Origin of the sequence: Pseudomonas sp. BIGb0176 (genome assembly GCF_024810175.1) — a bacterium.
GTDB classification, from domain to species: domain Bacteria; phylum Pseudomonadota; class Gammaproteobacteria; order Pseudomonadales; family Pseudomonadaceae; genus Aquipseudomonas; species Aquipseudomonas protegens.
Window position 1 is genome coordinate 1,134,734 of sequence record NZ_JANUEC010000002.1, and the last position, 24,679, is coordinate 1,159,412.

Annotated in this window: 20 protein-coding genes; 8 read left to right on the plus strand and 12 right to left on the minus strand. The window is 62.8% G+C overall.

The genetic code is table 11. From position 1 onward, the window contains the following. Positions 1-65 precede the first annotated feature (65 nt). Together M2395_RS16230 and purL are read right to left on the minus strand one after the other, a co-directional pair. Positions 66-377 carry a YqfO family protein gene (locus M2395_RS16230; protein WP_015634269.1) on the minus strand — a complete coding sequence of 104 codons (312 nt, stop codon included), beginning with the start codon at positions 375-377 and terminating at the stop codon, positions 66-68. A 5-nt stretch (positions 378-382) separates the two neighbouring features. Then, entirely contained in the window at positions 383-4,279 is a 3,897-nt protein-coding gene (gene purL, locus M2395_RS16235) for a phosphoribosylformylglycinamidine synthase (RefSeq protein ID WP_015634268.1), read from the minus strand. Between the two features lie 287 nt (positions 4,280-4,566). On the opposite strand from purL, the gene mltF reads away from it, so the two are divergent. After that, positions 4,567-6,027: a membrane-bound lytic murein transglycosylase MltF gene (mltF, locus tag M2395_RS16240; RefSeq protein WP_011059425.1), complete on the plus strand. Its 1,461-nt coding sequence runs from the start codon at positions 4,567-4,569 to the stop codon at positions 6,025-6,027. Positions 6,028-6,093: 66 nt separating this feature from the next. On the opposite strand, the gene pdxJ is transcribed toward mltF, so the two are convergent. The 8 genes from pdxJ to lptF form a co-directional block, all read right to left on the minus strand. Next, positions 6,094-6,840 (minus strand): pyridoxine 5'-phosphate synthase, encoded by a 747-nt coding sequence (pdxJ, locus tag M2395_RS16245; protein ID WP_123430104.1) that lies wholly within the window; start codon positions 6,838-6,840, stop codon positions 6,094-6,096. Positions 6,841-6,889: 49 nt separating this feature from the next. After that, positions 6,890-7,579, minus strand: a complete 690-nt coding sequence (gene recO, locus M2395_RS16250; protein WP_011059423.1) for a DNA repair protein RecO — start codon at positions 7,577-7,579, stop codon at positions 6,890-6,892. Between the two features lie 118 nt (positions 7,580-7,697). After that, complete coding sequence (gene era / locus M2395_RS16255; RefSeq protein ID WP_019094760.1) at positions 7,698-8,600, minus strand: GTPase Era; 903 nt, start codon at positions 8,598-8,600, stop codon at positions 7,698-7,700. Beyond that, positions 8,593-9,282 (minus strand): ribonuclease III, encoded by a 690-nt coding sequence (gene rnc / locus M2395_RS16260; RefSeq protein ID WP_011059421.1) that lies wholly within the window; start codon positions 9,280-9,282, stop codon positions 8,593-8,595. The genes era and rnc overlap by 8 nt, the downstream gene beginning before the upstream one ends. A 216-nt stretch (positions 9,283-9,498) precedes the next feature. Next, positions 9,499-10,353, minus strand: a complete 855-nt coding sequence (gene lepB / locus M2395_RS16265; protein ID WP_011059420.1) for a signal peptidase I — start codon at positions 10,351-10,353, stop codon at positions 9,499-9,501. A 5-nt stretch (positions 10,354-10,358) separates the two neighbouring features. Beyond that, positions 10,359-12,158 carry a translation elongation factor 4 gene (gene lepA, locus M2395_RS16270; protein WP_011059419.1) on the minus strand — a complete coding sequence of 600 codons (1,800 nt, stop codon included), beginning with the start codon at positions 12,156-12,158 and terminating at the stop codon, positions 10,359-10,361. Positions 12,159-12,326: 168 nt separating this feature from the next. Then, on the minus strand, positions 12,327-13,388 hold the full coding sequence (lptG, locus tag M2395_RS16275) for an LPS export ABC transporter permease LptG (protein ID WP_011059418.1): 1,062 nt from the start codon (positions 13,386-13,388) through the stop codon (positions 12,327-12,329). Continuing rightward, positions 13,381-14,499, minus strand: coding sequence for an LPS export ABC transporter permease LptF (gene lptF, locus M2395_RS16280; RefSeq protein ID WP_015634263.1), 1,119 nt, complete (start codon positions 14,497-14,499; stop codon positions 13,381-13,383). Before lptF ends, lptG begins: the two co-directional genes overlap by 8 nt. Before the next feature lie 306 nt (positions 14,500-14,805). On the opposite strand from lptF, the gene M2395_RS16285 reads away from it, so the two are divergent. From M2395_RS16285 to rlmF, 5 genes are all read left to right on the plus strand, one after another. Continuing rightward, on the plus strand, positions 14,806-16,296 hold the full coding sequence (locus M2395_RS16285) for a leucyl aminopeptidase (protein WP_123430103.1): 1,491 nt from the start codon (positions 14,806-14,808) through the stop codon (positions 16,294-16,296). Between the two features lie 60 nt (positions 16,297-16,356). Beyond that, complete coding sequence (locus M2395_RS16290; RefSeq protein ID WP_015634262.1) at positions 16,357-16,785, plus strand: DNA polymerase III subunit chi; 429 nt, start codon at positions 16,357-16,359, stop codon at positions 16,783-16,785. A 7-nt stretch (positions 16,786-16,792) separates the two neighbouring features. Further along, positions 16,793-17,269, plus strand: a complete 477-nt coding sequence (locus tag M2395_RS16295; protein ID WP_041116109.1) for a hypothetical protein — start codon at positions 16,793-16,795, stop codon at positions 17,267-17,269. 119 nt (positions 17,270-17,388) lie between these two features. Next, positions 17,389-20,235 (plus strand): valine--tRNA ligase, encoded by a 2,847-nt coding sequence (locus tag M2395_RS16300; RefSeq protein WP_011059413.1) that lies wholly within the window; start codon positions 17,389-17,391, stop codon positions 20,233-20,235. A 205-nt stretch (positions 20,236-20,440) separates the two neighbouring features. After that, on the plus strand, positions 20,441-21,466 hold the full coding sequence (gene rlmF, locus M2395_RS16305; RefSeq protein WP_015634259.1) for a 23S rRNA (adenine(1618)-N(6))-methyltransferase RlmF: 1,026 nt from the start codon (positions 20,441-20,443) through the stop codon (positions 21,464-21,466). A gap of 94 nt (positions 21,467-21,560) precedes the next feature. Here rlmF and M2395_RS16310 read toward each other — a convergent pair whose 3' ends face one another. After that, complete coding sequence (locus M2395_RS16310) at positions 21,561-21,842, minus strand: HU family DNA-binding protein (protein ID WP_003440137.1); 282 nt, start codon at positions 21,840-21,842, stop codon at positions 21,561-21,563. A gap of 394 nt (positions 21,843-22,236) precedes the next feature. On the opposite strand from M2395_RS16310, the gene yejK reads away from it, so the two are divergent. Beyond that, positions 22,237-23,241 carry a nucleoid-associated protein YejK gene (gene yejK, locus M2395_RS16315; RefSeq protein WP_015634258.1) on the plus strand — a complete coding sequence of 335 codons (1,005 nt, stop codon included), beginning with the start codon at positions 22,237-22,239 and terminating at the stop codon, positions 23,239-23,241. Further along, a complete protein-coding gene (locus M2395_RS16320) occupies positions 23,241-23,594 on the plus strand; it encodes a glutaredoxin family protein (RefSeq protein WP_011059410.1) in 354 nt (117 codons plus the stop codon). Before yejK ends, M2395_RS16320 begins: the two co-directional genes overlap by 1 nt. A 91-nt stretch (positions 23,595-23,685) precedes the next feature. On the opposite strand, the gene M2395_RS16325 is transcribed toward M2395_RS16320, so the two are convergent. Beyond that, on the minus strand, positions 23,686-24,621 hold the full coding sequence (locus M2395_RS16325; protein WP_015634257.1) for a glutathione S-transferase family protein: 936 nt from the start codon (positions 24,619-24,621) through the stop codon (positions 23,686-23,688). Positions 24,622-24,679: the final 58 nt, after the last annotated feature.

The following is a 24,679-nucleotide window of genomic DNA, read 5'->3' on the forward strand; positions in this document are numbered from 1 at the left end:
CGAAGGCCCACAAAAAAGCCCGCTGACCGTTGCCGGTTCAGCGGGCTTTGTGTCTGTGGATAACCTCAGAACGCTTCGAGGCGCCAGACTTCATAAGCCGGCGTTTCGTAGGGATGGCTCTGCTTGAGGGCCAGTACCACGTCGCGAATCAGTTCGTCGGCCACCACCAGCTCGACCTTCCACTCCTCCACCCGCTCCACCTGGCCGGTCTGCCCGAGAAACGGCTGGCTGCCGTCCAACGGGCGAAACTGGCCCTGGCCAAGCACCTGCCAGGCGCACTGGTCATAGGCGCCGATGCGTCCGCCGCCCGCGGCGAACACAGCGCTCTTGACCGACTCCACATGGCTGGGGGGCACGAAGAAGCTGAGCTTGTACATCAGCCTCAGTTCACCCAGACCCGAGCGTTACGGAACATGCGCATCCACGCCCCATCTTCGTTCCACTCATCCGGGCGCCAGGAGTTCTGCACGGCACGGAACACCCGCTCAGGGTGCGGCATCATGATGGTGACGCGACCGTCGCGGCTGGTGAGACCGGTGATCCCGCGCGGCGAACCGTTGGGGTTGGCCGGGTAACGCTCGGTAACCTTGCCGTGGTTGTCGACGAAACGCAGGGCCACGCAACCGGACAGGTCGGCTTCCAGCAATGCCTCTTCGCTTTCGAACTCCGCATGGCCTTCACCGTGGGCGATGGCGATCGGCATCCGCGAACCGGCCATGCCCTGCAGGAAGATCGAGTTCGACTCCTGCACCTGGACCATGGCCACCCGCGCTTCGAACTGCTCGGAGCGGTTGCGCACGAAGTGCGGCCAGAACTCGCTGCCCGGGATCAGCTCGTGCAGGTTGGACATCATCTGGCAACCGTTGCACACACCCAGGGTGAAGCTGTCGGTACGTTCGAAGAAGCCCTGGAAGGCATCCCGCGCACGGCTGTTGAACAGCGCCGACTTGGCCCAGCCTTCACCAGCGCCCAGTACGTCGCCGTAGGAGAAGCCACCGCAGGCAACCATGCCCTTGAAGTCGTTGAGGTCGACACGACCGGCGAGGATATCGCTCATGTGCACGTCGATGGCGTTGAAGCCGGCGCGGTCAAAGGCCGCTGCCATTTCCACCTGGCCGTTGACGCCCTGCTCACGCAGTACCGCCACCTGTGGACGCACGCCTTTCTTGATGTAAGGCGCGGCGATGTCCTGGTTGACGTCGAAGCCCAGCTTGACGCTCAGGCCCGGGTTGTCTTCTTCCAGTACCACGTCGAATTCCTGCTCGGCGCAGTCGGCGTTGTCCCGCAGGCGCTGGATCTGGTAGCTGGTTTCTGCCCACTGACGCTGCAGCAGGCGACGCTGGCCGGTGAACACGCTTTCGCCGTTGTAGGAGATGCTCACTTCACCGTTGTTGATCGGCTGGCCGATCACGGCCACGCAATCGCCCAGGCCGGCGGCGCTGAACTGGGCCAGCACGTCCGGAGTAGCGTCCTGGCGCACCTGGATCACCGCACCCAGCTCTTCGTTGAACAGGATGGCGGCGATTTCGGCGGTGTTTTCCGCCACGGCGTCGAGGCTCAGGTTCAGGCCGCAATGGCCGGCGAAGGCCATTTCCACGGCGCTGACCAGCAGGCCGCCATCGGAACGGTCGTGGTAGGCCAGCAGGTGACCGTCGGCGTTGAGGCCCTGGATCACCGCGAAGAAGGCCTTGAGGTCTTCCGCATCATCCACGTCCGGTGCCTGGCTGCCGAGCTTGCCGTGGGTCTGGGCGAGGATCGAGGCGCCCATGCGGTTCTGCCCGCGACCGAGGTCGATCAGGATCAGGTCGGTGGTGCCCTTGTCCATGCGCAGTTGCGGGGTCAGGGTCTGGCGAATGTCCGCTACGGGTGCGAAGCCAGTGACGATCAGCGACAGCGGCGAGGTGACGCTCTTGTCCACGCCCTCTTCGTTCCAGCGGGTGGCCATGGACATGGAGTCCTTGCCCACCGGGATGGTGATGCCCAGCTCAGGGCACAGCTCCATGCCCACTGCCTTGACGGTGTCGTACAGACGCGCGTCTTCGCCCGGGTGGCCGGCAGCGGACATCCAGTTGGCGGAGAGCTTGATGTCGCTGATCTTGTTGATGCGCGAGGCCGCGATGTTGGTCAGGGTCTCGCCGATCGCCATGCGGCCGGACGCCGGGGCATCCAGCAGGGCCAGCGGCGTGCGCTCGCCCATGGCCATGGCCTCACCGGTGTAGACGTCGAAGCTGGTGGCGGTCACGGCCACGTCGGCCACCGGCACCTGCCATGGGCCGACCATCTGGTCGCGGGCCACGAGGCCGGTGATGGTGCGGTCGCCGATGGTGATCAGGAAGCTCTTGCTGGCCACGGCCGGGTGGTGCAGGACGCGCTCGATGCTCTCGGCGATATCCAGGGTGCTTGGATCGAAATCGTCACCCAACTCGTTTTCCCGTACGGCCGAACGGTGCATGCGCGGGGCCTTGCCCAGCAGCACTTCCAGCGGCATGTCCACCGGGCTGTTGCCGAAGTGGCTGTCGGTCACGGTCAACTGTGGCTCGGCAGTGGCTTCGCCGACCACCGCGAACGGGCAGCGCTCACGCTCGCAGATGGCCTTGAAACGTTCGAAATCCGCAGCGCCTACCGCCAGGACATAACGCTCCTGGGATTCGTTGGACCAGATTTCGTGCGGGGCCATGCCCGGCTCGTCGTTGGGGATGTTGCGCAGTTCGAAGCGACCGCCACGGCCGCCATCGTTGACCAGTTCCGGGAAGGCGTTGGACAGGCCACCAGCCCCGACGTCGTGGATGAAGCTGATGGGGTTGTTGTCCCCCAGTTGCCAGCAACGGTCGATGACTTCCTGGCAACGGCGTTCCATCTCAGGGTTTTCACGCTGTACCGAAGCGAAATCCAGGTCCGCCGAGCTGGTGCCGGTGGCCATGGAGGAAGCGGCGCCGCCGCCCAGGCCGATGAGCATCGCCGGGCCGCCGAGCACGATCAGCTTGGAGCCGACGGTGATCTCGCCTTTCTGCACGTGCTCGTCACGGATGTTGCCCATGCCGCCTGCCAGCATGATCGGCTTGTGGTAACCGCGAACTTCATCGCCACGAGGCGTGGTAATGGATTGCTCGAAGGTGCGGAAATAACCGGTCAGGGCCGGACGGCCGAATTCGTTGTTGAACGCCGCGCCGCCCAGTGGGCCTTCGATCATGATGTCGAGGGCGGTGACGATGCGCTCAGGCTTGCCGTACGGCACTTCCCACGGCTGTTCGAAGCCCGGGATCTGCAGGTTGGACACGGTGAAACCGGTGAGGCCGGCCTTGGGCTTGGCGCCGCGCCCGGTGGCGCCTTCGTCGCGGATTTCGCCGCCGGAACCGGTGGAGGCCCCCGGGAACGGCGCGATGGCGGTCGGGTGGTTGTGGGTCTCGACCTTCATCAGGATGTGCACCGGCTCCTGCACCGCACCGTACTGGCGGGTCTCAGGGTTCGGATAGAAACGCCCGGCAACCGAACCGACGATGACCGCAGCGTTGTCCTTATAGGCGGAGAGCACACCTTCGCTGTGCATCTGATAGGTGTTCTTGATCATGCCGAACAGGCTTTTTTCCTGGCTCTGGCCGTCGATATCCCAACTGGCGTTGAAGATCTTGTGGCGGCAGTGCTCGGAGTTGGCCTGGGCGAACATCATCAGTTCGATGTCGTGGGGATTACGCTTGAGGCCCTGGAAGGCGTTCATCAGGTAATCGATTTCGTCTTCGGCCAGGGCCAGGCCCAGCTCGCTATTGGCCTGCTCCAGCGCAGCACGGCCACCGCCGAGGATGTCGATGGCGGTCAGCGGCTTGGGTTCGGCGTGGCTGAACAGGCCGGCGGCCTGTTCCAGGTTGGCCACCACGATCTGGGTCATGCGGTCGTGCAGGGCGTCGGCAATCAGTTGGGCCTCGGCCTCGCTGAACTCACCAGCCACATAGAAGGCGATGCCGCGCTCCAGGCGCTGGATCTTCGCCAAGCCACAGTTGCGGGCGATGTCGCTGGCCTTGCTCGACCACGGCGAAATGGTGCCGAAACGTGGCAGGACCAGGAACAGACGGCCGGTCGGCTCTTGTACCGGAACGCTGGGGCCGTACTTCAGAAGGCGCGCAAGCACCTGCTGTTCGTCGCCGGTCAGGACGCCGGTGACTTCGGCGAAGTGAGCGAATTCAGCATACAAGCCACTGACAGCCGGTACTTTCTGGCTCAGTTGCTCAAGGAGTTTGCTGTGGCGAAAGGCAGAAAGGGCAGGAGCGCCGCGCAGGATCAACATCTTCGGGACAGCCTCGGGAAGGGGGTGTGCTTTGAGGCCGTGCATTCTAACGTAAACCGCTGGCATCGGCACTCGAAACGCAACCCCCGGGCGCCTCCGGACGTCGGCCCGGGGCCAGCCCCCTATAACAAAGCCTCATCAGGGTCATTGCCGGTGGTTATTTTAAACGTCACATTCAGCGCCCAGGCCCCATTCCTGAGGCCTTCAGCCCGGCTCGACCATCGCTAGCAGACAAGCCCTTCGCTGTCGAGATATGGCGGCCGTTATCCTTTGCGTATACTGCGCCAATGTTTTCCCCTATGGCTTTACGTCCGCGCTGCGCCAAGTGGCTCATCGTTACCGGACTCTTCCTGATGCTCGGCGCCTGTGTTGAGAAACCCAGCACGCTCGAGCGCGTAAAGGAGGATGGTGTGCTGCGGGTGGTCACCCGTAACAGCCCTGCCACCTACTTTCAGGATCGCAACGGTGAAACCGGCTTCGAATACGAGCTGGTGAAACGCTTTGCCGACGATCTGGGGGTGGAGCTCAAGATCGAGACCGCCGACAACCTCGACGACCTATTCGACCAGCTGGGCCAGCCCAAGGGCCCGGTACTGGCCGCCGCCGGCCTGGTGAGCAGCGAGCAGCGCAAGCAGCAGGTGCGGTTCTCCCACCCCTATCTGGAAGTCACGCCCCAGGTCATCTATCGCAATGGCCGTTCCCGCCCCACCACCGCGCAAGACCTGGTGGGCAAGCACATCATGGTGCTCAAGGGCAGCACCCACGCCGAACAACTGGCGGAACTCAAGCTCAAGTACCCCGGCATCGAATACGAAGAGTCGGACGCCGTGGAAGTGGTGGACCTGCTGCGCATGGTGGACGAAGGGCAGATCGACCTGACCCTGGTGGACTCCAACGAACTGGCGATGAACCAGGTCTACTTCCCCAATGTGCGAGTGGCCTTTGACCTGGGCGACGCCCGCAGCCAGAGCTGGGCCGTGGCCGCAGGCGACGACAACAGCCTGCTCAACGAGATCAACAGTTTCCTCGACAAGGTCGAGAAGAACGGCACCCTGCAACGCCTGAAGGACCGCTACTACGGCCATGTGGACGTGCTCGGCTATGTCGGCGCCTACACCTTTGCCCAGCACCTGCAGCAACGCCTGCCCAAGTACGAGAAGCACTTCAAGGCGTCGGCCAAGCAGGAAAAGCTCGACTGGCGCCTGCTGGCGGCGGTGGGCTATCAGGAATCGATGTGGCAGGCCGAGGTCACCTCCAAGACCGGGGTGCGCGGGCTGATGATGCTGACCCAGAACACCGCCCAGGCCATGGGCGTTTCCAACCGCCTGGACCCCAAGCAGAGCATCAGCGGCGGGGCCAAGTACCTGGCCTATATCAAGGAACAGCTGGACGACAAGATCGAGGAACCGGACCGCACCTGGTTCGCCCTGGCCGCCTATAACGTCGGCACCGGCCACCTGGACGATGCGCGCAAGCTGGCCGAGAAAGAGGGCCTGAACCCGAACAAGTGGCTGGATGTGAAGAAGATGCTGCCGCGCCTGTCGCAAAAGCAGTGGTACAGCAAGACCCGCTACGGCTATGCCCGGGGCGGCGAGCCTGTGCATTTCGTCGCCAACATCCGTCGCTACTACGACATTCTCACCTGGGTGACCCAGCCGCAGCTGGAAGGCGACCAGGTCGCCGAAGGCAACCTGCACGTACCCGGGGTCAACAAGACCAAGCCGCCGGAAGAGAATCCGCCGCTTTAAAAGCATTCGCCGGCCAGCCGGCTCCTACGCAGGTTGTACAGGAGCCGGCTGGCCGGCGAAGGCGATTCAGGCCTTGGCCGCAGCCGCCAGGATCAAGGCCTTCATCTCAGCCACCGCACCTTTGAAACCGACAAACAGAGCGTGTGCCACCAGGGCATGGCCGATGTTCAGCTCGTTGATGCCCTTGATCGCCGCCACCGCCTCGACGTTGTGGTAATGCAGGCCATGGCCGGCGTTGACGATCAGCCCCTGGGCCAGGCCAACAGCAACGCCGTCGACGATACGTTGCAGCTCCTCGGCCACTTCACTGGGCGTCTGGGCATCGGCATAACGCCCGGTGTGCAACTCGATGGCCGGCGCGCCGACCCGCTTGGAGGCCTCGATCTGGCGATCGTCGGCGTCGATGAAAAGGGACACTTCGGAACCGATTTTCGACAGCCGCTCTACCGCCGCCTTGATCCGCGCCTCCTGCCCCGCCACATCCAGGCCGCCTTCGGTGGTGAGCTCCTGGCGGGTTTCCGGCACCAGGCAGATGTGTGCCGGACGGATACGCTCGGCAAAAGCCATCATCTCTTCGGTGACGCCCATTTCGAAGTTCATGCGGGTCTGCAGCACATCCTTGAGCAGCAGCACGTCGCGCTCCTGGATATGCCGGCGATCTTCGCGCAGGTGCACGGTGATGCCGTCGGCGCCCGCCTCTTCCGCGTCCAGCGCTGCCTTGACCGGGTCCGGGTAACGGGTGCCCCGTGCCTGGCGCAGGGTGGCAACGTGGTCGATGTTCACGCCAAGAAGAATGCGATTGCTGGTGGTCACGGAAGCGCTCCTGAATAAATGAAGATTCGGCGCACAGCATACGGGGAGACTAAGGCTTGCGAAACAACTCGCGACTGACCAGGGGCCGGCCGCCCAGGTGCACCGCCAGGGCCTGGCGCATCAGGCGCTTGGCCGCCGACAGCGCGCCGGGAGCGCTCCAGTCGGCATCGGCCATGGCCAGCAACTCGGTGCCGTTGAACAACCCCGGCTGCAGCAGGAACACCTGCTCCAGCCCGGCATCCACCTGTAAGCGGTACAGGCCGTCGGCAGCAATGGGCGCGCCATGGATGTCGCTGTCCAGGGCAAAGCCGTAGCCCAGGTCATCCAGCAGGCGCCACTCGAAGGCCCGCAGCAGAGGCTCCAGGGGACGGCCTTCGGCCAGGGCCAGCAGCGTGGCAGCGTAGTGGTCGAATACCGCGGGATGGGGATCTTCCGCCGGCAGCAGGCGAATCAACAGCTCGTTCAGATAGAGGCCGCTGAACAACGCCTCGCCATTGAGCCAGGCGGCAATGCCGGCACTTTCCATGCGCCCGACGTTCTTCAGTTCGCCACGGCCGCGAAACTCGACCTCCAGGGGAACGAAGGGCCGCGCCAGGGTCCCGGCCTTGCCCCGGGCATTGCGCAGCACCGCTCGCAGGCGACCTTGGGGGGTAAGAAAATCCACCAGGGCACTGCTTTCGCGGTAGGCGCGGCTGTGCAGGACGTAGGCGAGTTGGCCGACTGGGGCGTTGCTGGACATGGTTGCGAGGGATCTCAGGGGAAGAGAGGGAACCGGGTCCGGAGAAGGGGTTGCAGCTGTACGCCGGCAAGCCAGCTCCTACAGGAAGGTGCAGGAGCCGGCTTGCCGGCGAAGTGCATCAGAGGTCGCCGTAGCCCAGCGAGCGCAGGGCGCGTTCGTCGTCGGACCAGCCGCCCTTGACCTTGACCCAGAGGTTGAGCATGACCTTGGAATCGAACAGCAGCTCCATGTCCTTGCGCGCCTCCATGCCGATGCGCTTGATCCGCTCACCCTTGTCGCCAATGATGATTTTCTTCTGGCCGTCGCGCTCGACGAGGATCAAGGCATGGATATGCAGGGTCTTGCCCTGCTGCTTGAACTCTTCGATTTCCACGGTGATCTGGTAGGGCAGCTCGGCACCGAGCTGGCGCATGATCTTTTCCCGCACCAGTTCGGCGGCGAGGAAGCGGCTGCTGCGGTCGGTGATCTGGTCTTCCGGGAAGAAGTGGTCGTTCTCCGGCAGGTGCTTGGCGATCAGGCCTTCCAGGGCTTCGAGGTTGTGGCCCTGCTGGGCGGAGACCGGCACGATCTCGGCGTTCGGCAGTTGCTCCTGCAGCCAGGTCAGGTGCGGCATCAGCTCGGCCTTGTCCTCGATGCGATCGGTCTTGTTGATCGCCAGGATTACCGGGCCCTGCACGTACTGCACACGCTCCAGCACCAGTTGGTCTTCGTCGGTCCACTTGGTGCGATCGACCACGAAGATCACCACGTCGACGTCTTTCAACGCCGCCGAAGCGGTCTTGTTCATGTAGCGGTTCAGCGCCTTCTCGTTGCTCTTGTGCATACCGGGGGTATCGACGTAGATCGCCTGGATGGCGCCTTCGGTCTTGATCCCGAGCATGTTGTGACGAGTGGTCTGGGGCTTGCGCGAGGTGATCGCCAGCTTCTGACCGAGGATGTGGTTGAGCAGCGTCGACTTGCCCACGTTGGGGCGGCCGACGATGGCGACATAGCCACAGCGTGTTGCAGTTGAATCAGTCATGGCCATTCTCCACGCCCAGGGCAATCAGTGCTGCGGCGGCCGCTACCTGTTCGGCAATACGGCGGCTCACACCCTGACCTCGGCTTTTTTCATTCAATAAGGTGACTTCACATTCAACGAAGAATGTCCGGCAATGCGGTTCGCCCTGGATATCCACCACTTCGTAACGTGGCAATTCGCAGGCGCGGGACTGGAGGAACTCCTGCAGCCGGGTCTTGGGGTCCTTGTTGGTGTCCACCAGGGTCAGGCTCTCGAACTCCGAGGCCAGCCAGGACAGCACGCGGTCACGGGCAGTCTCCATGCCGGCGTCCAGGTAGATCGCACCAATCAGGGCCTCCAGGGCATCGGCAAGGATCGACTCACGACGGAAACCGCCGCTCTTCAATTCGCCGGAGCCCAGGCGCAGGTACTCGCCCAGGTCGAAACCACGGGCCAGCACCGCCAGTGTTTCACCTTTTACCAGACGCGCGCGCAAACGCGACAGCTGGCCTTCGCGGGCCTGGGGAAAGCGCTCGAACAGCGCCTCGCCGGCAACGAAGTTGAGAATGGCGTCACCGAGAAACTCCAGGCGTTCGTTGTTGCGCCCGGCAAAGCTGCGGTGAGTGAGGGCCAGCAGCATCAGCTCCTGGTCCTTGAAGGAATAACCGAGCTGACGCTCGAGACGGCTCAAAGAAACGCTCACGGTTTACCCACGCTGGTTTCGTTGCCGAAACTCGCCATCCCAGGGGCCGCGCACGAGGTGCGGGTGGCAATTAACGCTGTGTTCAAATTTACATCCTGAATATCGTTGACTGCATGCTTCTGGCGATAAGGCTGTTACGGGTCGCCCAAGGGCAAGGCCGTTTTATACAAGAGCCAGAAAAGCATTCGGCGCTGTGTTCAACAGCGCCGCGTGTGATTACTTGATCAGGCCAACCCGCGAGAAATTCGGCAGGTGGCTGAGTTTCGGTTCGGGCCAGCTCATCCAGACTGCGAAGGCCTTGCCGACGATATTCTTGTCGGGAACCATGCCCAGCAGGTCCTTGGGAATACTTGGATCGTCCCAGTAGCGACTGTCGTTAGAGTTGTCGCGGTTGTCGCCCATCATGAAGTAGTGCCCGGCCGGCACCACCCAGCGACCGTCCGGGGTTGCCCGGTAACGGCTCATTTCCTTGCGGATCAAGTGCTCGGCGGCGCCCAGTTTTTCCTTGTACAGCTCGGCGCTGCCCAAGGTGCCGGGTTCAGCCCCCACCAGTTGCTCCGCCACCGGCTGACCGTTGACGAACAGGTGCTTGTCGCTGGTGTAGCGCACTTCATCACCCGGCAGGCCGACCACACGCTTGATGTAGTTGACGTTCGGATCGCTTGGGTAGCGGAACACCATCACATCGCCGCGCTGCGGATCACCGACTTCGATGACCTTCTTGTCGATCACCGGCAAGCGGATCCCGTAGGAAAACTTGTTCACCAGGATGAAGTCGCCCACATCCAGGGTCGGCTTCATCGAGCCCGATGGAATTTGGAACGGCTCCACCAGGAACGAACGCAGCACCAGGACGATGAACAGCACCGGAAAGAACGACTTGCCGTATTCAACCAGCAGCGGCTCTTTGCTCAGCTTCTCGACCACCACCCCGTCCGGCTGGCTGACGCTGCCCTGATAGTTGGCAATGGCGGCACGCCGGCGCGGTGCCAGGAACACCAGGTCGAGCAACGCCAAGAGACCGCAAACGAAGACAGCGATGACCAGCAACAGCGGGAAATTTAGTGACATAGGACCTAACTATCCAACCTGAGCACGGCAAGGAAGGCTTCTTGTGGAATTTCCACGTTGCCCACTTGCTTCATGCGTTTCTTACCGGCCTTCTGCTTTTCCAACAGCTTGCGCTTACGGCTAACGTCGCCGCCGTAGCATTTGGCCAGTACGTTCTTTCTGAGCGCCTTGACGGTTGTCCGCGCCACAATCTGCCCGCCAATGGCGGCCTGGATTGCCACGTCAAACATCTGCCGAGGAATCAGTTCTTTCATCTTTTCGGTCAGCGCACGCCCTTTGTAGTGGGCGTTGTCACGGTGCACGATCAACGCCAGGGCGTCGACCTTCTCACCGTTGATCAGCACATCCAGTTTCACCAGATTAGCCGACTGGTAACGATCGAAATGGTAATCCAGCGAAGCATAGCCGCGGCTGGTGGATTTCAGGCGGTCGAAGAAGTCCAGGACCACTTCGTTCATCGGCAGATCGTAGGTCACCTGGACCTGGCTGCCGAGGAACAGCATGTCGTGCTGCACGCCGCGCTTCTCGATGCACAGGGTTATGACGTTGCCCAGGTGCTCTTGCGGCACAAGAATATTGGCCCGCACGATCGGCTCGCGCATGTCTTCGATCGCCGACAGATCCGGAAGCTTGGACGGGTTGTCGACGTAGATCGTTTCACCGTTCTTCAGTTGCAGCTCGAAGATTACCGTCGGTGCGGTGGTGATCAGGTCCAGGTCGTACTCGCGCTCCAGGCGCTCCTGGATGATCTCCATGTGCAGCATGCCGAGGAACCCGCAGCGGAAGCCGAAGCCCAGGGCGTCGGAGCTTTCCGGGGTGTACTGCAGGGAAGAGTCGTTGAGGGTGAGCTTCTGCAGGGCTTCGCGGAAATCCTCGAAGTCGTCGGAGCTGACCGGGAACAGGCCGGCGTAGACCTGGGGCTGGATGCGCTTGAAACCCGGCAGCACTTCAACGTCCGGGGTCGAGCTCAGGGTCAGGGTGTCACCCACGGGCGCGCCGTGAATGTCCTTGATGCCCGCGATGATGAAGCCCACTTCACCGGCCTTGAGGTCGGTGGTGGCGGTGTGTTTCGGGTTGAATACACCAACGCTGTCCACCAGGTGGATCTTGCCGGTGGATTTCACCAGGATCTTGTCGCCCTTCTTCACCCGGCCATGACGTACACGTACCAGGGACACGACGCCCAGGTAGTTGTCGAACCAGGAGTCGATGATCAGGGCTTGCAGCGGGTCTTCGATGTTGCCGGTCGGTGCCGGAATGGTGGTCACCAGGCGCTCGAGCACCTCGTCCACGCCCAGGCCGGTCTTGGCGCTGCAGGTCACGGCGTCGGTGGCATCGATACCGATGATCTTCTCGATCTCTTCCTTGACCCGCTCAGGATCGGCCTGTGGCAGGTCGATCTTGTTCAGCACCGGCATCACTTCCAGGCCTTGCTCGATGGCGGTGTAGCAGTTGGCAACCGACTGGGCTTCGACGCCCTGGCCGGCGTCCACCACCAGCAATGCACCTTCACAGGCCGCCAGGGAACGGCTGACTTCGTAGGTGAAGTCCACGTGGCCCGGGGTGTCAATGAAGTTCAGCTGGTAGGTAATGCCGTCGCGGGCCTTGTAATAGAGGGTGACGCTGTGGGCCTTGATGGTGATCCCGCGCTCACGCTCAAGGTCCATGGAATCCAGAACCTGGGCTTCCATTTCGCGCTCGGCCAGGCCGCCGCACATCTGGATGAAGCGATCGGCCAGAGTCGACTTGCCATGGTCAATGTGGGCGATGATGGAGAAATTGCGGATATGACTCAAATCACTCACGGATGAACACTCAAAAAGGCTGCAGGCATGGCCCGCCGAAAAATAGCCGGGAATTGTACCTGATACTCGGCACAAGCGTCACGCTCGCCTGTCAGCGTTTGTCAAATGCAAAAACGCCCCGATCCAAGGACCGGGGCGTTACGTCAAGACCCTGGCAAAGCCGCGGAATCAGCCGGCCCGGCGCAACAGCCAGACGCCCGCCACCGCGCAGATACCCGCAGGCACCAGCACCGCGAACAGCGGCGAAAAGCCAAATACCAGGCTCGAAGGGCCCAGCAGATCCTGGGCGATGCGGAAGGTGAAACCCACCAGTACGCCGGTGAATACCCGCTGACCCAGGGTCACCGAACGCAGCGGACCGAAAATGAAGGAAATGGCCATCAATACCAGCGCCGCCGTCACCAGCGGCTGCAGGACCTTGACCCAGAACGCCAGCCAGTAGCGACCGTTATTCAGGCCCTGGTCGGCCAAGTAGTGGATGTAGCCCCACAGGCCGCTGATGGACAGGGATTCCGGCGCCATCACCACAGTGCTCAGCAGTTGCGGGCTCAAGGCCACATCCCAACGTTCGCCGGGCACGCTGATGACTTCGGTATGACCGTCGCGGAAGTAGGTGGTGGTGACATCCGTCAGCTGCCAGTAGTCCTCGTGGAAACGGGCCTGGCGGGCAAAACTCGACGACAGCATGTGGCGCTGGTCATCGAAGTGGTAGCGGGTCACGCCATAGAGCAGGCCATTGGGCTGCACTGCGTTGATATGGATGAATTCATCGCCCTGGCGGTGCCACAGGCCGTGCTTGGAACTCTGGGCATCGCCGGAACCCTGGGCCAGGGCCCGACTGGCCTGGGCCTGGGTCTCGGTGGCCGGCGCTACGTATTCGCCCACCAGCACGCCCACCAGCATCAGCACCAGCATGGGTTTCATGACCGCCCAGACAATACGGCCCACCGATACACCGGCCGCGCGCATGATGGTCAACTCGCTGTTACTGGCCAGGCTGCCAAGGCCGATCAGGCAGCCGATCAGGCCTGCCATCGGCAGCATTTCATAGACCCGACGCGGCGCAGTGAGGGCCACGTAGCTCATTACATCCACCACGGTATACGTTTCGTTGACAGCCCCCATCTCATCGATGAAGGCAAACAGCGAGGCCAGCCCGAGGATGATCCCCAGGACCGCCAGGATAGCCATGAACACACTGCTACCGATGTAGCGATCGAGCTTAACCACGAGCCATCTCCTTCACGCTGCGACGACTCGCCATTTTCAAGCGCATCGGCTCCCAATACATCAGGCCGAGGCCGATCAACAGAAACAGTAGGTGCACCCACCACAGCCCCAGGGCCGGGGAAATCTTGCCCTTCTCCAGTGCACCGCGCACGGCGATCAGGATGGTCAGGTAAGCCATGTACAGCAGGATCGCCGGGATCAGCTTGAGGAAGCGGCCCTGGCGCGGGTTCACCCGGGACAACGGCACCGCCATCAGTGTCACGATGAACACCAGCAATGGCAGGGACAGGCGCCATTGCAGCTCGGCACGGGCTCGCAGGTCATCCTTGCCGATCAGGTCAGCGGTGGGCATGGCATCGCGATCGGTGACTTCGTCGCTGACGTCCGGACGCTCCAGCAAAACACCGTAGGTGTCGTACTTGATCACCCGGTAGTTGGCCTCGCCCGGGTTGCCGTCATAGCGATAGCCGTTTTCCAGGATCAGGTAGCGATTGCCGTCGGGGCGAATGTCCTGATGGCCCTTCTCGGCCACCAGCACCGAAATGCCCTCGTCCTTTTTCTGCTGGCCCAGGCGCTTCTCGGAAATGAACACGCCGCCCAGGTTGGTTCGGTCTTCGGACAACTGCTCGGTGTAGGTGACCCGGGTACCGTCGTTGAGCGCCTGGAAGCGCCCCGCCACCAGCGTGTCGAACTCGGTCAGGGCATCCTGCTTGTTCAGCAACAGCTGGAACTGGTTGGCACCCTGGGGCGCCAGGCTCAGGCTCAGCCAGGCCACCAGCAGGGCCACCAGGGCCGCCGGGATCATGGTTATGCCCAACAGGCGCTGCTGGCTCATGCCGGTGGCCGACAGCACGGTCATCTCGCTTTCGAGATAGAGCCGGCCGTAAGCCAGGAGAATGCCGAGGAACAGCCCCAGGGGCAGGATCAGTTGCAAGAAGCCCGGCAGGCGAAAACCCATGATCAGGAACAGCGAGCCCGGATCCAGGGCCCCCGAGGCGGCTTGCGCGAGGAACTTGACGAAGCGCCCGCTCATGATGATGACCAGCAATACCGCGCTCACGGCACTCAGGGTCAGCAGGATTTCGCGGGACAGATAACGAAAGACGATCAAACCAGACACTCCAGGGTTGTCAGGCTAAGGCGGCCGAACAAGCAAACGTATCGAGCCGGCCCCAGACGCGGGGCCGCCGAAAAAAGATGGCGCATTATCCTGTGATTGCGCGCGCCTGTCACGGAGGATGCTCACCCAGCGCTCTAATGCGCCGAAACTGGCCCATGCGAGGGTTGTCAGCCGCGACCGGCGAGGTTCAAACTGGCGGCTTTGTCGTCGGCAGCATGCGGCGTCTTCTTCTATATAGATAAGCTCGGCGCAGGACAGCCTCCTGCGCTCTTTGACCATTTATTCAGGGACCCAGACATGGAACTGGTTGTAAAAAGCGTTAGCCCGGAAACGTTGAAGACTGCCACCCTGGTGGTCGCCGTCGGCGAAGGCCGCAAACTCGGCAGCGTTGCCAAGCAACTCGACGAACTCAGCGGCGGCGCCATCAGCGCCGTACTCAAGCGCGGCGACCTGGCCGGCAAGGTCGGCCAGAGCCTGCTGCTGCACGGCGTGGCCAAGCTCAAGGCCGAGCGGGTGCTGCTGGTAGGCACCGGCAAGGACGGCGAACTGGGCGACCGCCCGTTCCGCAAGATCATCAGCGGCGTGCTCACCACCCTCAAGGGCCTGGGCGGCAGCGACGCCGTGCTGGCGCTGGATGAAGTCGTGGTCAAGGGCCGCGACAGCTACGGCAAGACCCGCCTGCTGGCGGAAACCCTGGTGGACGGTGGTTATGTCTTCGACCGCTACAAGAGCCAGAAGGCAGAGCCCCGCGCCCTGAAGAAAATCACCCTGCTGACCATCAAGGCCGCCGAAGCCGAAGTCCAGCGCGGCGTAACCCATGCCCAGGCCATCGCCAACGGCATGGCCTTTACCCGCGACCTGGGCAACCTGCCGCCGAACGTCTGCCACCCGACCTTCCTCGGCGAACAGGCCAAGGCCCTGGGCAAGGAGTTCAAGGGCCTGAAGGTCGAGGTCCTCGACGAGAAGAAGATCAAGGAACTGGGCATGGGCTCGTTCTATGCCGTGGGCCAGGGCAGCGACCAGCCGCCACGCCTGATCGTCATGCAGTACAACGGCGACAAGAAGTCCGAGAAGCCGTTCGCCCTGGTGGGCAAGGGCATCACTTTCGACACCGGCGGTATCAGCCTCAAGCCGGGCGCCGGCATGGATGAAATGAAGTACGACATGGGCGGCGCCGCCAGTGTGTTCGGCACCCTGCGCGCCGTGCTGGAGCTGAAGCTGCCGATCAACCTGGTGTGCATCCTGGCCTGCGCCGAGAACATGCCCAGCGGTGGCGCCGCGCGCCCTGGCGACATCGTCACCACCATGAGCGGGCAGACCGTGGAGATCCTCAACACCGACGCCGAAGGCCGCCTGGTGCTGTGCGATGCCCTGACCTACTCCGAGCGCTTCAAGCCACAGGCCGTGATCGATATTGCCACCCTCACCGGTGCCTGCGTGGTCGCCCTGGGCGCCCATACTTCGGGCCTGCTGGGCAACAACGACGAACTGATCGGCCAACTGCTCAGCGCCGGCCAGCAAGCCGACGACCGCGCCTGGCAACTGCCGTTGTTCGACGAGTACCAGGAGCAACTGGACAGCCCGTTCGCCGACATCGCCAACATCGGCGGGCCGAAGGCCGGCACCATCACCGCCGCCTGCTTCCTCTCGCGCTTCACCAAGAACCTCAACTGGGCGCACCTGGACATCGCCGGCACTGCCTGGACCAGCGGTGGCAAGGACAAGGGCGCCACTGGCCGTCCGGTCCCCCTGCTGACCCAATACCTGCTGGACCGCGCCAAAGCCTGAAAACCATGACCGCAGGGGGCGCCGCATGAAGGCGGCGCCCTCCTCGGCTCAGGAAGCCCAATGACCAAAGTCGACTTCTATATTCTTCCCAGCGCGGACCCTGCGGCGCGCCTGGATTTTGCCTGCAAGCTCACCGACAAGGCCTGGCGCATGGGCCACCGCATCTACCTGCATTGCAGCGATGCAGAGCAACGGGACGAGCTCGATGCCCGCCTGTGGCGCTTCAAGGGCGAAACCTTCGTCCCCCACGGCCCGGCGGAAAGCGAACCCGAAAGCCTGATCGTCCTCGGCCTCGGCCAGGACCCCGGCCCCCACAATGACCTGCTGGTGAACCTGGACCTGAAAGTGCCGGCCTTCGCCCCGCGTTTTGCCCGGATTGCCGAGGTGGTGGTAGAAGACCCCGCTATTCGTCAGGCGGCCCGCGAGAGTTTCCGTTTCTATCGCGAACAGGGCTATCCTCTGCAAGATCACCGTTTACAGCGACTCTGAGCACCCGATGGACACTCCCAATCCGCTGCAAAAGCCCGCGCACCTGCTGGATGACCTCGAGTCGATCCGTAAACTGCTCGGCGATGAAAACCTGCAACCGCCACTGCTGACCGAGACCGTCAGCAGCGAAGTACAGATTCCCCTGCTGTTCGACATGGTGGGCAACCAGCAGCCGGCCGCTGCCCAAGCCGCCCCTGCTGCACCTGCCAAGGCGCAACCCGCGCCAGCCGCCGCACCCGCACCGGCTCAAGCGGCGACACCCGCTCCAGTACCTGCTGCGGCGGCCCCCGTCGCCAAGCCTGCCCCCGCCAGCAACAACGCCGATGCCTTGCTGCACCTGGACAGCGAACTGCGCGCCGCCGCACAACTGATCATGCAGGACGTGATCGACGACTTCGCGCCGCATATCGAAACCGAGATCAAGCGTCGCCTCGACGCCCGCCTGGAACGCCTGCTCGCAGCGGCCACCAGCGGCAAACCATAAGCCACACGCAAAAGCCGGGCCGGGCCATCTTGTCGCTTGCCGCAGGTGGCTTGCTGCCGCCCCCCTCCGCTATACTTCCCGGCTTTTCCTGAATAAATGCCAATAGGGTCCCGCCGCGCATGGATAAGACCTACCAGCCGCACGCCATTGAAACTTCCTGGTACCAGACCTGGGAGTCCGAGAACTACTTCGCCCCGCAAGGCGCGGGCGACTCCTACACCATCATGATCCCGCCGCCGAACGTCACCGGCAGCCTGCACATGGGCCACGGCTTCAACAACGCGATCATGGACGCCCTGATCCGTTTCCGCCGCATGCAGGGTCGCAACACCCTGTGGCAGCCGGGCACCGACCACGCCGGCATCGCCACGCAAATGCTAGTGGAGCGCCAGATCGAAGCCCAGGGCCAGAATCGCCATGACCTGGGCCGGGAAAAATTCCTCGAAAAAGTCTGGGAATGGAAGGATCAGTCCGGGGGCAACATCAGCCGCCAGATCCGCCGCCTGGGCTCCTCCGTGGACTGGAGCCGCGAGCGCTTCACCATGGACGACGGCCTCTCGGAAGCGGTGAAGGAAGCCTTCGTGCGCTTGCACGAAGACGGCCTGATCTACCGCGGCAAGCGCCTGGTGAACTGGGATACCAAGCTGCACACGGCGATTTCCGACCTCGAAGTGGAAAACCACGACGAGAAGGGTTTCCTGTGGAACCTCAAGTACCCGCTGGCCGACGGCGCCAAGACAGCCGAAGGCAACGACTACCTGATCGTCGCCACCACCCGTCCGGAAACCATGCTCGGTGACTCCGCCGTTGCGGTGAACCCTGAAGACGAGCGCTACAAGGCCCTGATCGGCAAATTCGTCGAGCTGCCCCTGGTGGGCCGCCGCATCCCGATCATCGCCGACGATTACTGCGACCCCGAATTCGGCACCGGCTGCGTGAAGATCACCCCGGCCCACGACTTCAACGACTATGAAGTCGGCAAGCGCCACAACCTGCCGCTGCTCAACATCTTCGACAAGAACGCCGCCGTACTGCCGGCCTGCCAAGTGTTCAACCTGGACGGCAGCCTGAACGACAGCGTCGACGGCAAGATCCCGGCCGAGTACGTGGGCCTGGACCGCTTCGAAGCACGCAAGCAGATCGTTGCCGCGTTCGACGCCGCCGGCCTGCTGGTGAGCGTCGACGATCACGCGCTGAAAGTGCCGAAGGGCGACCGTTCCGGCACCGTCATCGAGCCGTGGCTGACCGACCAGTGGTATGTCTCCACCAAGCCGCTGGCAGAACCTGCCATCGCCGCCGTGGAAGACGGCCGCATCGCCTTCGTGCCCAAGCAGTACGAGAACATGTATTTCTCCTGGATGCGTGACATCCAGGACTGGTGCATCAGCCGCCAGCTGTGGTGGGGACACCGCATTCCGGCCTGGTACGACGAGTCGGGCAAAGTCTATGTCGGCCGCGACGAAGCGGAAGTACGGGCCAAGCACAACCTCGGCCCGGACGTTGCCCTGCAGCAGGACAACGACGTGCTCGACACCTGGTTCAGTTCGGGCCTGTGGACCTTCTCCACCCTGGGCTGGCCGGAGCAGACCGACTTCCTCAAGACCTTCCACCCCACCGACGTGCTGGTCACCGGCTTCGACATCATTTTCTTCTGGGTCGCCCGGATGATCATGCTCACCATGCACCTGGTGAAGAACGAAGACGGCACGCCGCAGGTTCCGTTCAAGACCGTGTACGTGCACGGCCTGGTCCGCGACGGCCAGGGCCAGAAGATGTCCAAGTCCAAGGGCAACGTCCTCGACCCGCTGGACATCATCGACGGTATCGACCTGGAAACCCTGGTGCAGAAGCGCACCACCGGCCTGATGCAGCCCAAACTGCAGAAAGCCATCGAGAAGCAGACCCGCGCCGAATTCGCCGACGGCATCGCCAGCTACGGCACCGACGCCCTGCGCTTCACCTTCTGCTCCCTGGCCACCACTGGTCGCGACATCAAGTTCGACATGGGCCGCGTCGAGGGTTACCGCAACTTCTGCAACAAGATCTGGAACGCCGCGCGCTACGTGCTGGACAAGGGCGAGGACTGCGGCCAGAACGGCGAAGCTTACGAGCTGTCCCTGGCGGACCGCTGGATCATCTCGCAGCTGCAGCGCACTGAAGCCGAAGTCACCCGCCAACTCGACCAGTTCCGTTTCGACCTGGCCGCCCAGGCCCTGTACGAGTTCATCTGGAACCAGTACTGCGACTGGTACCTGGAGCTGTCCAAGCCCGTGCTGTGGGACGAGAACTCGCCGGTTGAGCGCCAGCGCGGCACCCGTCGCACCCTGGTACGGGTACTGGAAGTGGCGCTGCGCCTGGCGCATCCGTTCATGCCGTTCATCACCGAGGAAATCTGGCAGCGCCTGGCGCCGTTGGCAGGCAGCACCGGCAAGACCATCATGCTGCAACCTTGGCCGGTGGCTAACGAAACCCGCATCGACCAAGGCGCCGAGGACGACATCGAATGGCTCAAGGGCCTGATGCTCGGCACGCGCAACATTCGCGCGGAAATGAACATCGGCCCGGGCAAGCCCCTGGCCCTGTTCCTGAAGAACGTCAGCGCCGAAGACCAGCGTCGCCTGACCGAGAACGAAGCCTTGCTGAAGAAGCTGGCCCGTCTCGAATCCATCACCGTACTGGCTGCCGGCGACGAAGCGCCGCTGTCCGCCACGGCGCTGGTGGGCGAGATGGAAGTGCTGGTGCCGATGGCCGGCCTGATCGACAAGGGCGCCGAACTGGCGCGCCTGGACAAGGAAATCCAGCGCCTGCAAGGCGAAGTGCAACGCGTGGGCGGCAAGCTGTCCAACCCGTCCTTCGTCGACAAGGCCCCGGCCGAAGTGATCGAGAAGGAACGCGCCAAACTGGCCGAGGCCGAACAGGCCCTGGGCAAGCTGGCGGAGCAGCACGCACGGATCTCCAGCCTGTAACGGCGATTCGCGCAGTGTGAAAAAGGGAGGCCCGCAAAGGCCTCCCTTTTTTATTGGCGGCAGATCGCTTTCGCTGGCAAGCCAGCTCCTAGCGTTACGCGGTGGTTTGCCAGGAGCCGGCTTGCCGGCGGCGAAGCCTCCCGCCCCAACGCCGCAAGATATGGGACAATGCCCGCCACTTTGAACCACCCCGAATCGATCCCCCATGACCGCCCCCAGCACACCCAAGCCTTCGCGCAAAAAGCCCAAGCCTGCCTCCCCAGCCAAAGCCGCCACGCCCCGGGAAAAGGCCAGCCTGCATCCGCGCAATCGTCACCAGGGGCGTTACGACTTCCCGCAACTGATCAAGAGCACCCCGGAGTTGGGGCAGTTCGTGATCCTCAATCCCTATGGCAAGGAAAGCATCGACTTTGCCGACCCGGCCGCCGTGCGGGTATTCAACCGGGCCCTGCTCAAGGCCTTCTACGGCATTGCCCACTGGGACATTCCGGCGGACTTCCTCTGCCCACCAGTGCCCGGTCGCGCTGACTATGTGCACTTCCTCGCCGATCTGCTGGCCAGCCACAACCAGGGTGAAGTCCCTCGTGGCGCGGCCGTGCGGGTCCTGGATGTCGGGGTCGGCGCCAACTGCATCTACCCCCTGATCGGCTACAGCGACTACCGCTGGCAGTTCCTCGGCTCGGACATCGACAGCACCGCCCTGGCCGCGGCCAAGGCAATTGTCCAGGCCAACGGCTTGAACAAGGCCATCAGCCTGCGCCAGCAGGGCAATCCCAAGCAGATCCTCACCGGCCTGCTGGACAGCACCGAGCGTTTCGACCTGACGATGTGCAACCCGCCCTTCCATGCCTCCCTGGACGAAGCCACCCGCGGCAGCCAGCGTAAATGGCGGGCCCTGGGCAAGGCCGACCCCAAGCGCAAATTGCCGGTGCTGAATTTCGGCGGGCAGGCCCGGGAGCTCTGGTGCGAAGGCGGCGAGATCCGCTTTGTCAGCCAGTTGATCAGTGAAAGCGCCAGCGTCGGCCAACAGGTACTGTGGTTCAGCACCCTGGTGTCGAAGGCCTCTAACCTGCCGGCGATTGAAAGCGCGCTGAAAAAGGCCGGAGCCCTGGAAAGCCAGGTGGTGGAAATGTCCCAGGGGCAGAAACAGAGCCGCTTCGTCGCCTGGACCTTCAAGGACAAGGCACAGCAACAGGCCTGGAGCCAGGAACGCTGGATGAGGAAGAACTAAAGAGGCGGGGGATTCAAGGACGATTCACCTTGCGTGAATCGGTGTTACACAAACCGTGCCCGGAAGACTTCTGAGCACGGTTTCACTGCAAGTATTACTTGTTAACAGCGTCGGTCAGGCCTTTAGCCACAACCAGCTTGATAACTTTCTTGGCAGCGATTTCGATGGCAGCGCCAGTCGATGGGTTACGGCCAGTACGGGCAGGACGCTCGGTCACTTTCAGTTTGCCGATACCTGGCAGAGTGATTTCGCCGCCATTTTCCAATTGATCAGCAACGATCTGAGCCAGTTGGTCCAGGGCGTTACGCGCGGTGGTTTTCGGCGCGTCGATAGCTTCAGCGATATCAGCGATCAGTTGGTCTTTAGTAATAGCCATTGTGGTGTTCCTTCCCTATCAAATTCATTTGGATTGCAGAGTGCAGTGTCAGCCATCGAGCCAGATCTTGTGAATCTGGCACCCCGGTTACAACCACGACAGATCGGGGTTATAGATACCGAAATCAGGGTTTGGTTCGACCCGACAAATGCTGAATGCACGCTTAACGCTGAGACATCGCGTAAGACGGGGCAAAACTAGCACACAGACGGGGAAATATCCGCCTCTACCTAGCCATTTGGTCAGCTTTATTGCTCTAAATCGGTAAAAAAATGCATAAGCCTTACCGAGGAGCCGTTCATCACCCGGCAAACCGCGCCAAAACCAGCGGGTGCGGTACACTGGGTACTTTTTCGGGGAGCCCGCCCTCCCCCTTCAATCAGCCGAGAAGCCCATGCCGATCCGTCATTGCATCGTCCACCTGATCGACAAAAAACCCGACGGCAGCCCAGCAGTCCTGCACGCCCGCGATTCCGAACTGGCAGAGTCCGCGGCCATCGAGAACATGCTCGCCGACCTCAATGAAAGCTATAACGCCAAACAGGGCAAAGCCTGGGGCCTGTTCCACCCCGAGTCCGGTGCGTTCCCCTTCAGCGGCTGGCTGAAGGAGTACCTGGAAGGCGGCCAGGACTTCACCGCGTTCAGCCGGGTGGCGGTGGAGCATCTGCAGAAGCTGATGGAAGAGTCCAACCTGTCGGTGGGCGGCCACGTACTGTTCGCCCACTACCAGCAAGGCATGACCGACTACCTGGCGATCGCCCTGCTGCACCACAGTGAGGGCGTGGCGGTGACCGACCAGCTGGACGTGACGCCGTCCCGTCACCTGGACCTGGGCCAACTGCATCTGGCGGCGCGGATCAACATCTCCGAATGGCAGAACAACAAGCAGTCCAAGCAGTACATCTCCTTTATCAAGGGCAAGAACGGCAAGAAGGTCTCGGAGTATTTCCGCGACTTCATCGGCTGCCAGGAAGGCGTCGACGGCCCGGGCGAGACCCGCACCCTGCTCAAGGCCTTCAGCGACTTCGTGGAAAGCGAGGACCTGCCGGAAGACTCGGCCCGGGAGAAGACCAAGACCCTGGTGGACTACGCCAGCAGCCAGGCCAAGCTCGGCGAACCCATGGGCCTGGAAGAACTCTCGGAACTGATCGACGAGGATCGCCCCAAGGCCTTCTACGATCACATCCGCAACAAGGACTACGGGCTGTCGCCGGAGATCCCCGCGGACAAGCGCACCCTGAACCAGTTCCGCCGCTTCACCGGTCGCGCCGAGGGCCTGTCCATCAGTTTCGAGGCCCATCTGCTGGGTTCGAAGATCGAGTACGACGAAGAAGCCGGGACCCTGATCATCAAGGGCCTGCCAACCCAGCTGACCGACCAGCTCAAGCGCCGTAACTGATGCTCCAGGGGGTATTGAAGAAGTTCCTGCTGATCCTGCTGGTGGTGGTGACCTACCAGCACTGGGGCAAGATCGAACGGCTGTTCAACCCTTCGGCAATGGTCAGCGAAGAGACCCGCGAGCATGCCCGGGTGGTGCTGTACGCCACCGACTGGTGCGGCTACTGCAAGGCCACCCGGCGCTTTCTCGATCAGAAGGGCATTCCCTTCCGGGAATTCGACATCGAGAAAGACGCCGCGGCACGCCAGGCCTACACCGCCCTGGGCGGTGCCGGGATTCCGATCCTGGACGTGAATGGCACCCTGATCCGCACCTACGACCCCGACGCAATCATGGCCGCGCTGAAGCCCTAAGTGCCGTTTCGCTTGCCAGCGAAGGCGGCGGCCGCTCGTTCGTCGAACCTGGGAACGCCTTCGCAGGCAAGCCAGCTCCTGCAGATATGCATCACTGGGCCTGGATGCGAAAGCCCAGCCGTGGGAAGTGCACGTGGACCACTCCGGCACGTGGATCTTCACGGCGCAGGATCAGCTCTTCAGTACCGGCGAACAGCAACTCGCCCGCCACCGGGTCGACACCGTAGTCAGTCGCGGCAATCACCACCTGCTGGCCCGCCTTGAAGCCGTTGGGGTCGACGAACTGTTCATCTGGCAGCGCCGCCGGGGTGGCACTGCGCGAGACCTCGAGGGCCTCTTCGGCGCTCATTTCGGTGAAGGAGCCATGCCCGAAACCCAGGACCCGCGCCAGCCAGCCAGCAACCGCCGGGTAGTCGTCCACCAGCGGCGCGGTCACCGGCGTGCCCTTGAGGAACCACAGCGGGTGAGCCAGGGCAATATCGGCAATCGACGGTTGGCCAAACAGGAAGTCCCCGGGCTCGCGCTGCAACTGCTGCTCCAGGCGCGCCATGAGGGTCGGCCACTGATGCTTGGCCACCTCCAGAGGCAGCCGGCTGGCGCTGCCGCCACTGAACAGCCCGGCACGGTCGGCCATGAAGGCCTTGACCGCTTCCGGCGGCAGCTTGCCGAAACGCACGGCTGCGGATTCAGGCTGGAATACCAGGGTCACCGCGTGCTGGAACACTACCGAATCGACCCAGGCGGCGAAGGCCGCACTGATCATTTCCTGGCCTTCGGGAAACAGCGCAGGCGAGGATTTTTCCTGCTCCAGGCGGCGCGCGATCAAGGCCGTGTCGCAATAGATATCCGCGCCGACCTGCAACACCGGGGTCTTGCGATAGCCACCGGTCAGGGCGGTCAGGTCGGGCTTGGGCATCACCGGGGAAATCTTCACCGAGCGCCAGGACAGACCCTTGAAACCCAGCAGCAAGCGGGCTTTTTCCGCAAAGGGAGAGGTCGGGTAATGGTGGAGAATCAACTCTGACATGCTGGGGTCCGCCGGAAGAGGGAGAGCGCTGAGCTTAGCGCGCAATCCGTGGACGGCC

What these genes read in the sequence shown, in the direction of transcription:
- M2395_RS16300 (WP_011059413.1), top strand. Translation starts at nt 17,389, where the DNA reads ATGGATAAGACCTACCAGCCGCACGCCATTGAAACTTCCTGGTACCAG.
- M2395_RS16320 (WP_011059410.1), top strand. Translation starts at nt 23,241, where the DNA reads ATGCTCCAGGGGGTATTGAAGAAGTTCCTGCTGATCCTGCTGGTGGTG.
- era (WP_019094760.1), bottom strand. Translation starts at nt 8,600, where the DNA reads ATGACTGATTCAACTGCAACACGCTGTGGCTATGTCGCCATCGTCGGC.
- M2395_RS16325 (WP_015634257.1), bottom strand. Translation starts at nt 24,621, where the DNA reads ATGTCAGAGTTGATTCTCCACCATTACCCGACCTCTCCCTTTGCGGAA.
- rlmF (WP_015634259.1), top strand. Translation starts at nt 20,441, where the DNA reads ATGACCGCCCCCAGCACACCCAAGCCTTCGCGCAAAAAGCCCAAGCCT.
- M2395_RS16290 (WP_015634262.1), top strand. Translation starts at nt 16,357, where the DNA reads ATGACCAAAGTCGACTTCTATATTCTTCCCAGCGCGGACCCTGCGGCG.
- yejK (WP_015634258.1), top strand. Translation starts at nt 22,237, where the DNA reads ATGCCGATCCGTCATTGCATCGTCCACCTGATCGACAAAAAACCCGAC.
- M2395_RS16285 (WP_123430103.1), top strand. Translation starts at nt 14,806, where the DNA reads ATGGAACTGGTTGTAAAAAGCGTTAGCCCGGAAACGTTGAAGACTGCC.
- purL (WP_015634268.1), bottom strand. Translation starts at nt 4,279, where the DNA reads ATGTTGATCCTGCGCGGCGCTCCTGCCCTTTCTGCCTTTCGCCACAGC.
- M2395_RS16230 (WP_015634269.1), bottom strand. Translation starts at nt 377, where the DNA reads ATGTACAAGCTCAGCTTCTTCGTGCCCCCCAGCCATGTGGAGTCGGTC.
- lepB (WP_011059420.1), bottom strand. Translation starts at nt 10,353, where the DNA reads ATGTCACTAAATTTCCCGCTGTTGCTGGTCATCGCTGTCTTCGTTTGC.
- M2395_RS16310 (WP_003440137.1), bottom strand. Translation starts at nt 21,842, where the DNA reads ATGGCTATTACTAAAGACCAACTGATCGCTGATATCGCTGAAGCTATC.
- M2395_RS16295 (WP_041116109.1), top strand. Translation starts at nt 16,793, where the DNA reads ATGGACACTCCCAATCCGCTGCAAAAGCCCGCGCACCTGCTGGATGAC.
- recO (WP_011059423.1), bottom strand. Translation starts at nt 7,579, where the DNA reads ATGTCCAGCAACGCCCCAGTCGGCCAACTCGCCTACGTCCTGCACAGC.
- mltF (WP_011059425.1), top strand. Translation starts at nt 4,567, where the DNA reads ATGTTTTCCCCTATGGCTTTACGTCCGCGCTGCGCCAAGTGGCTCATC.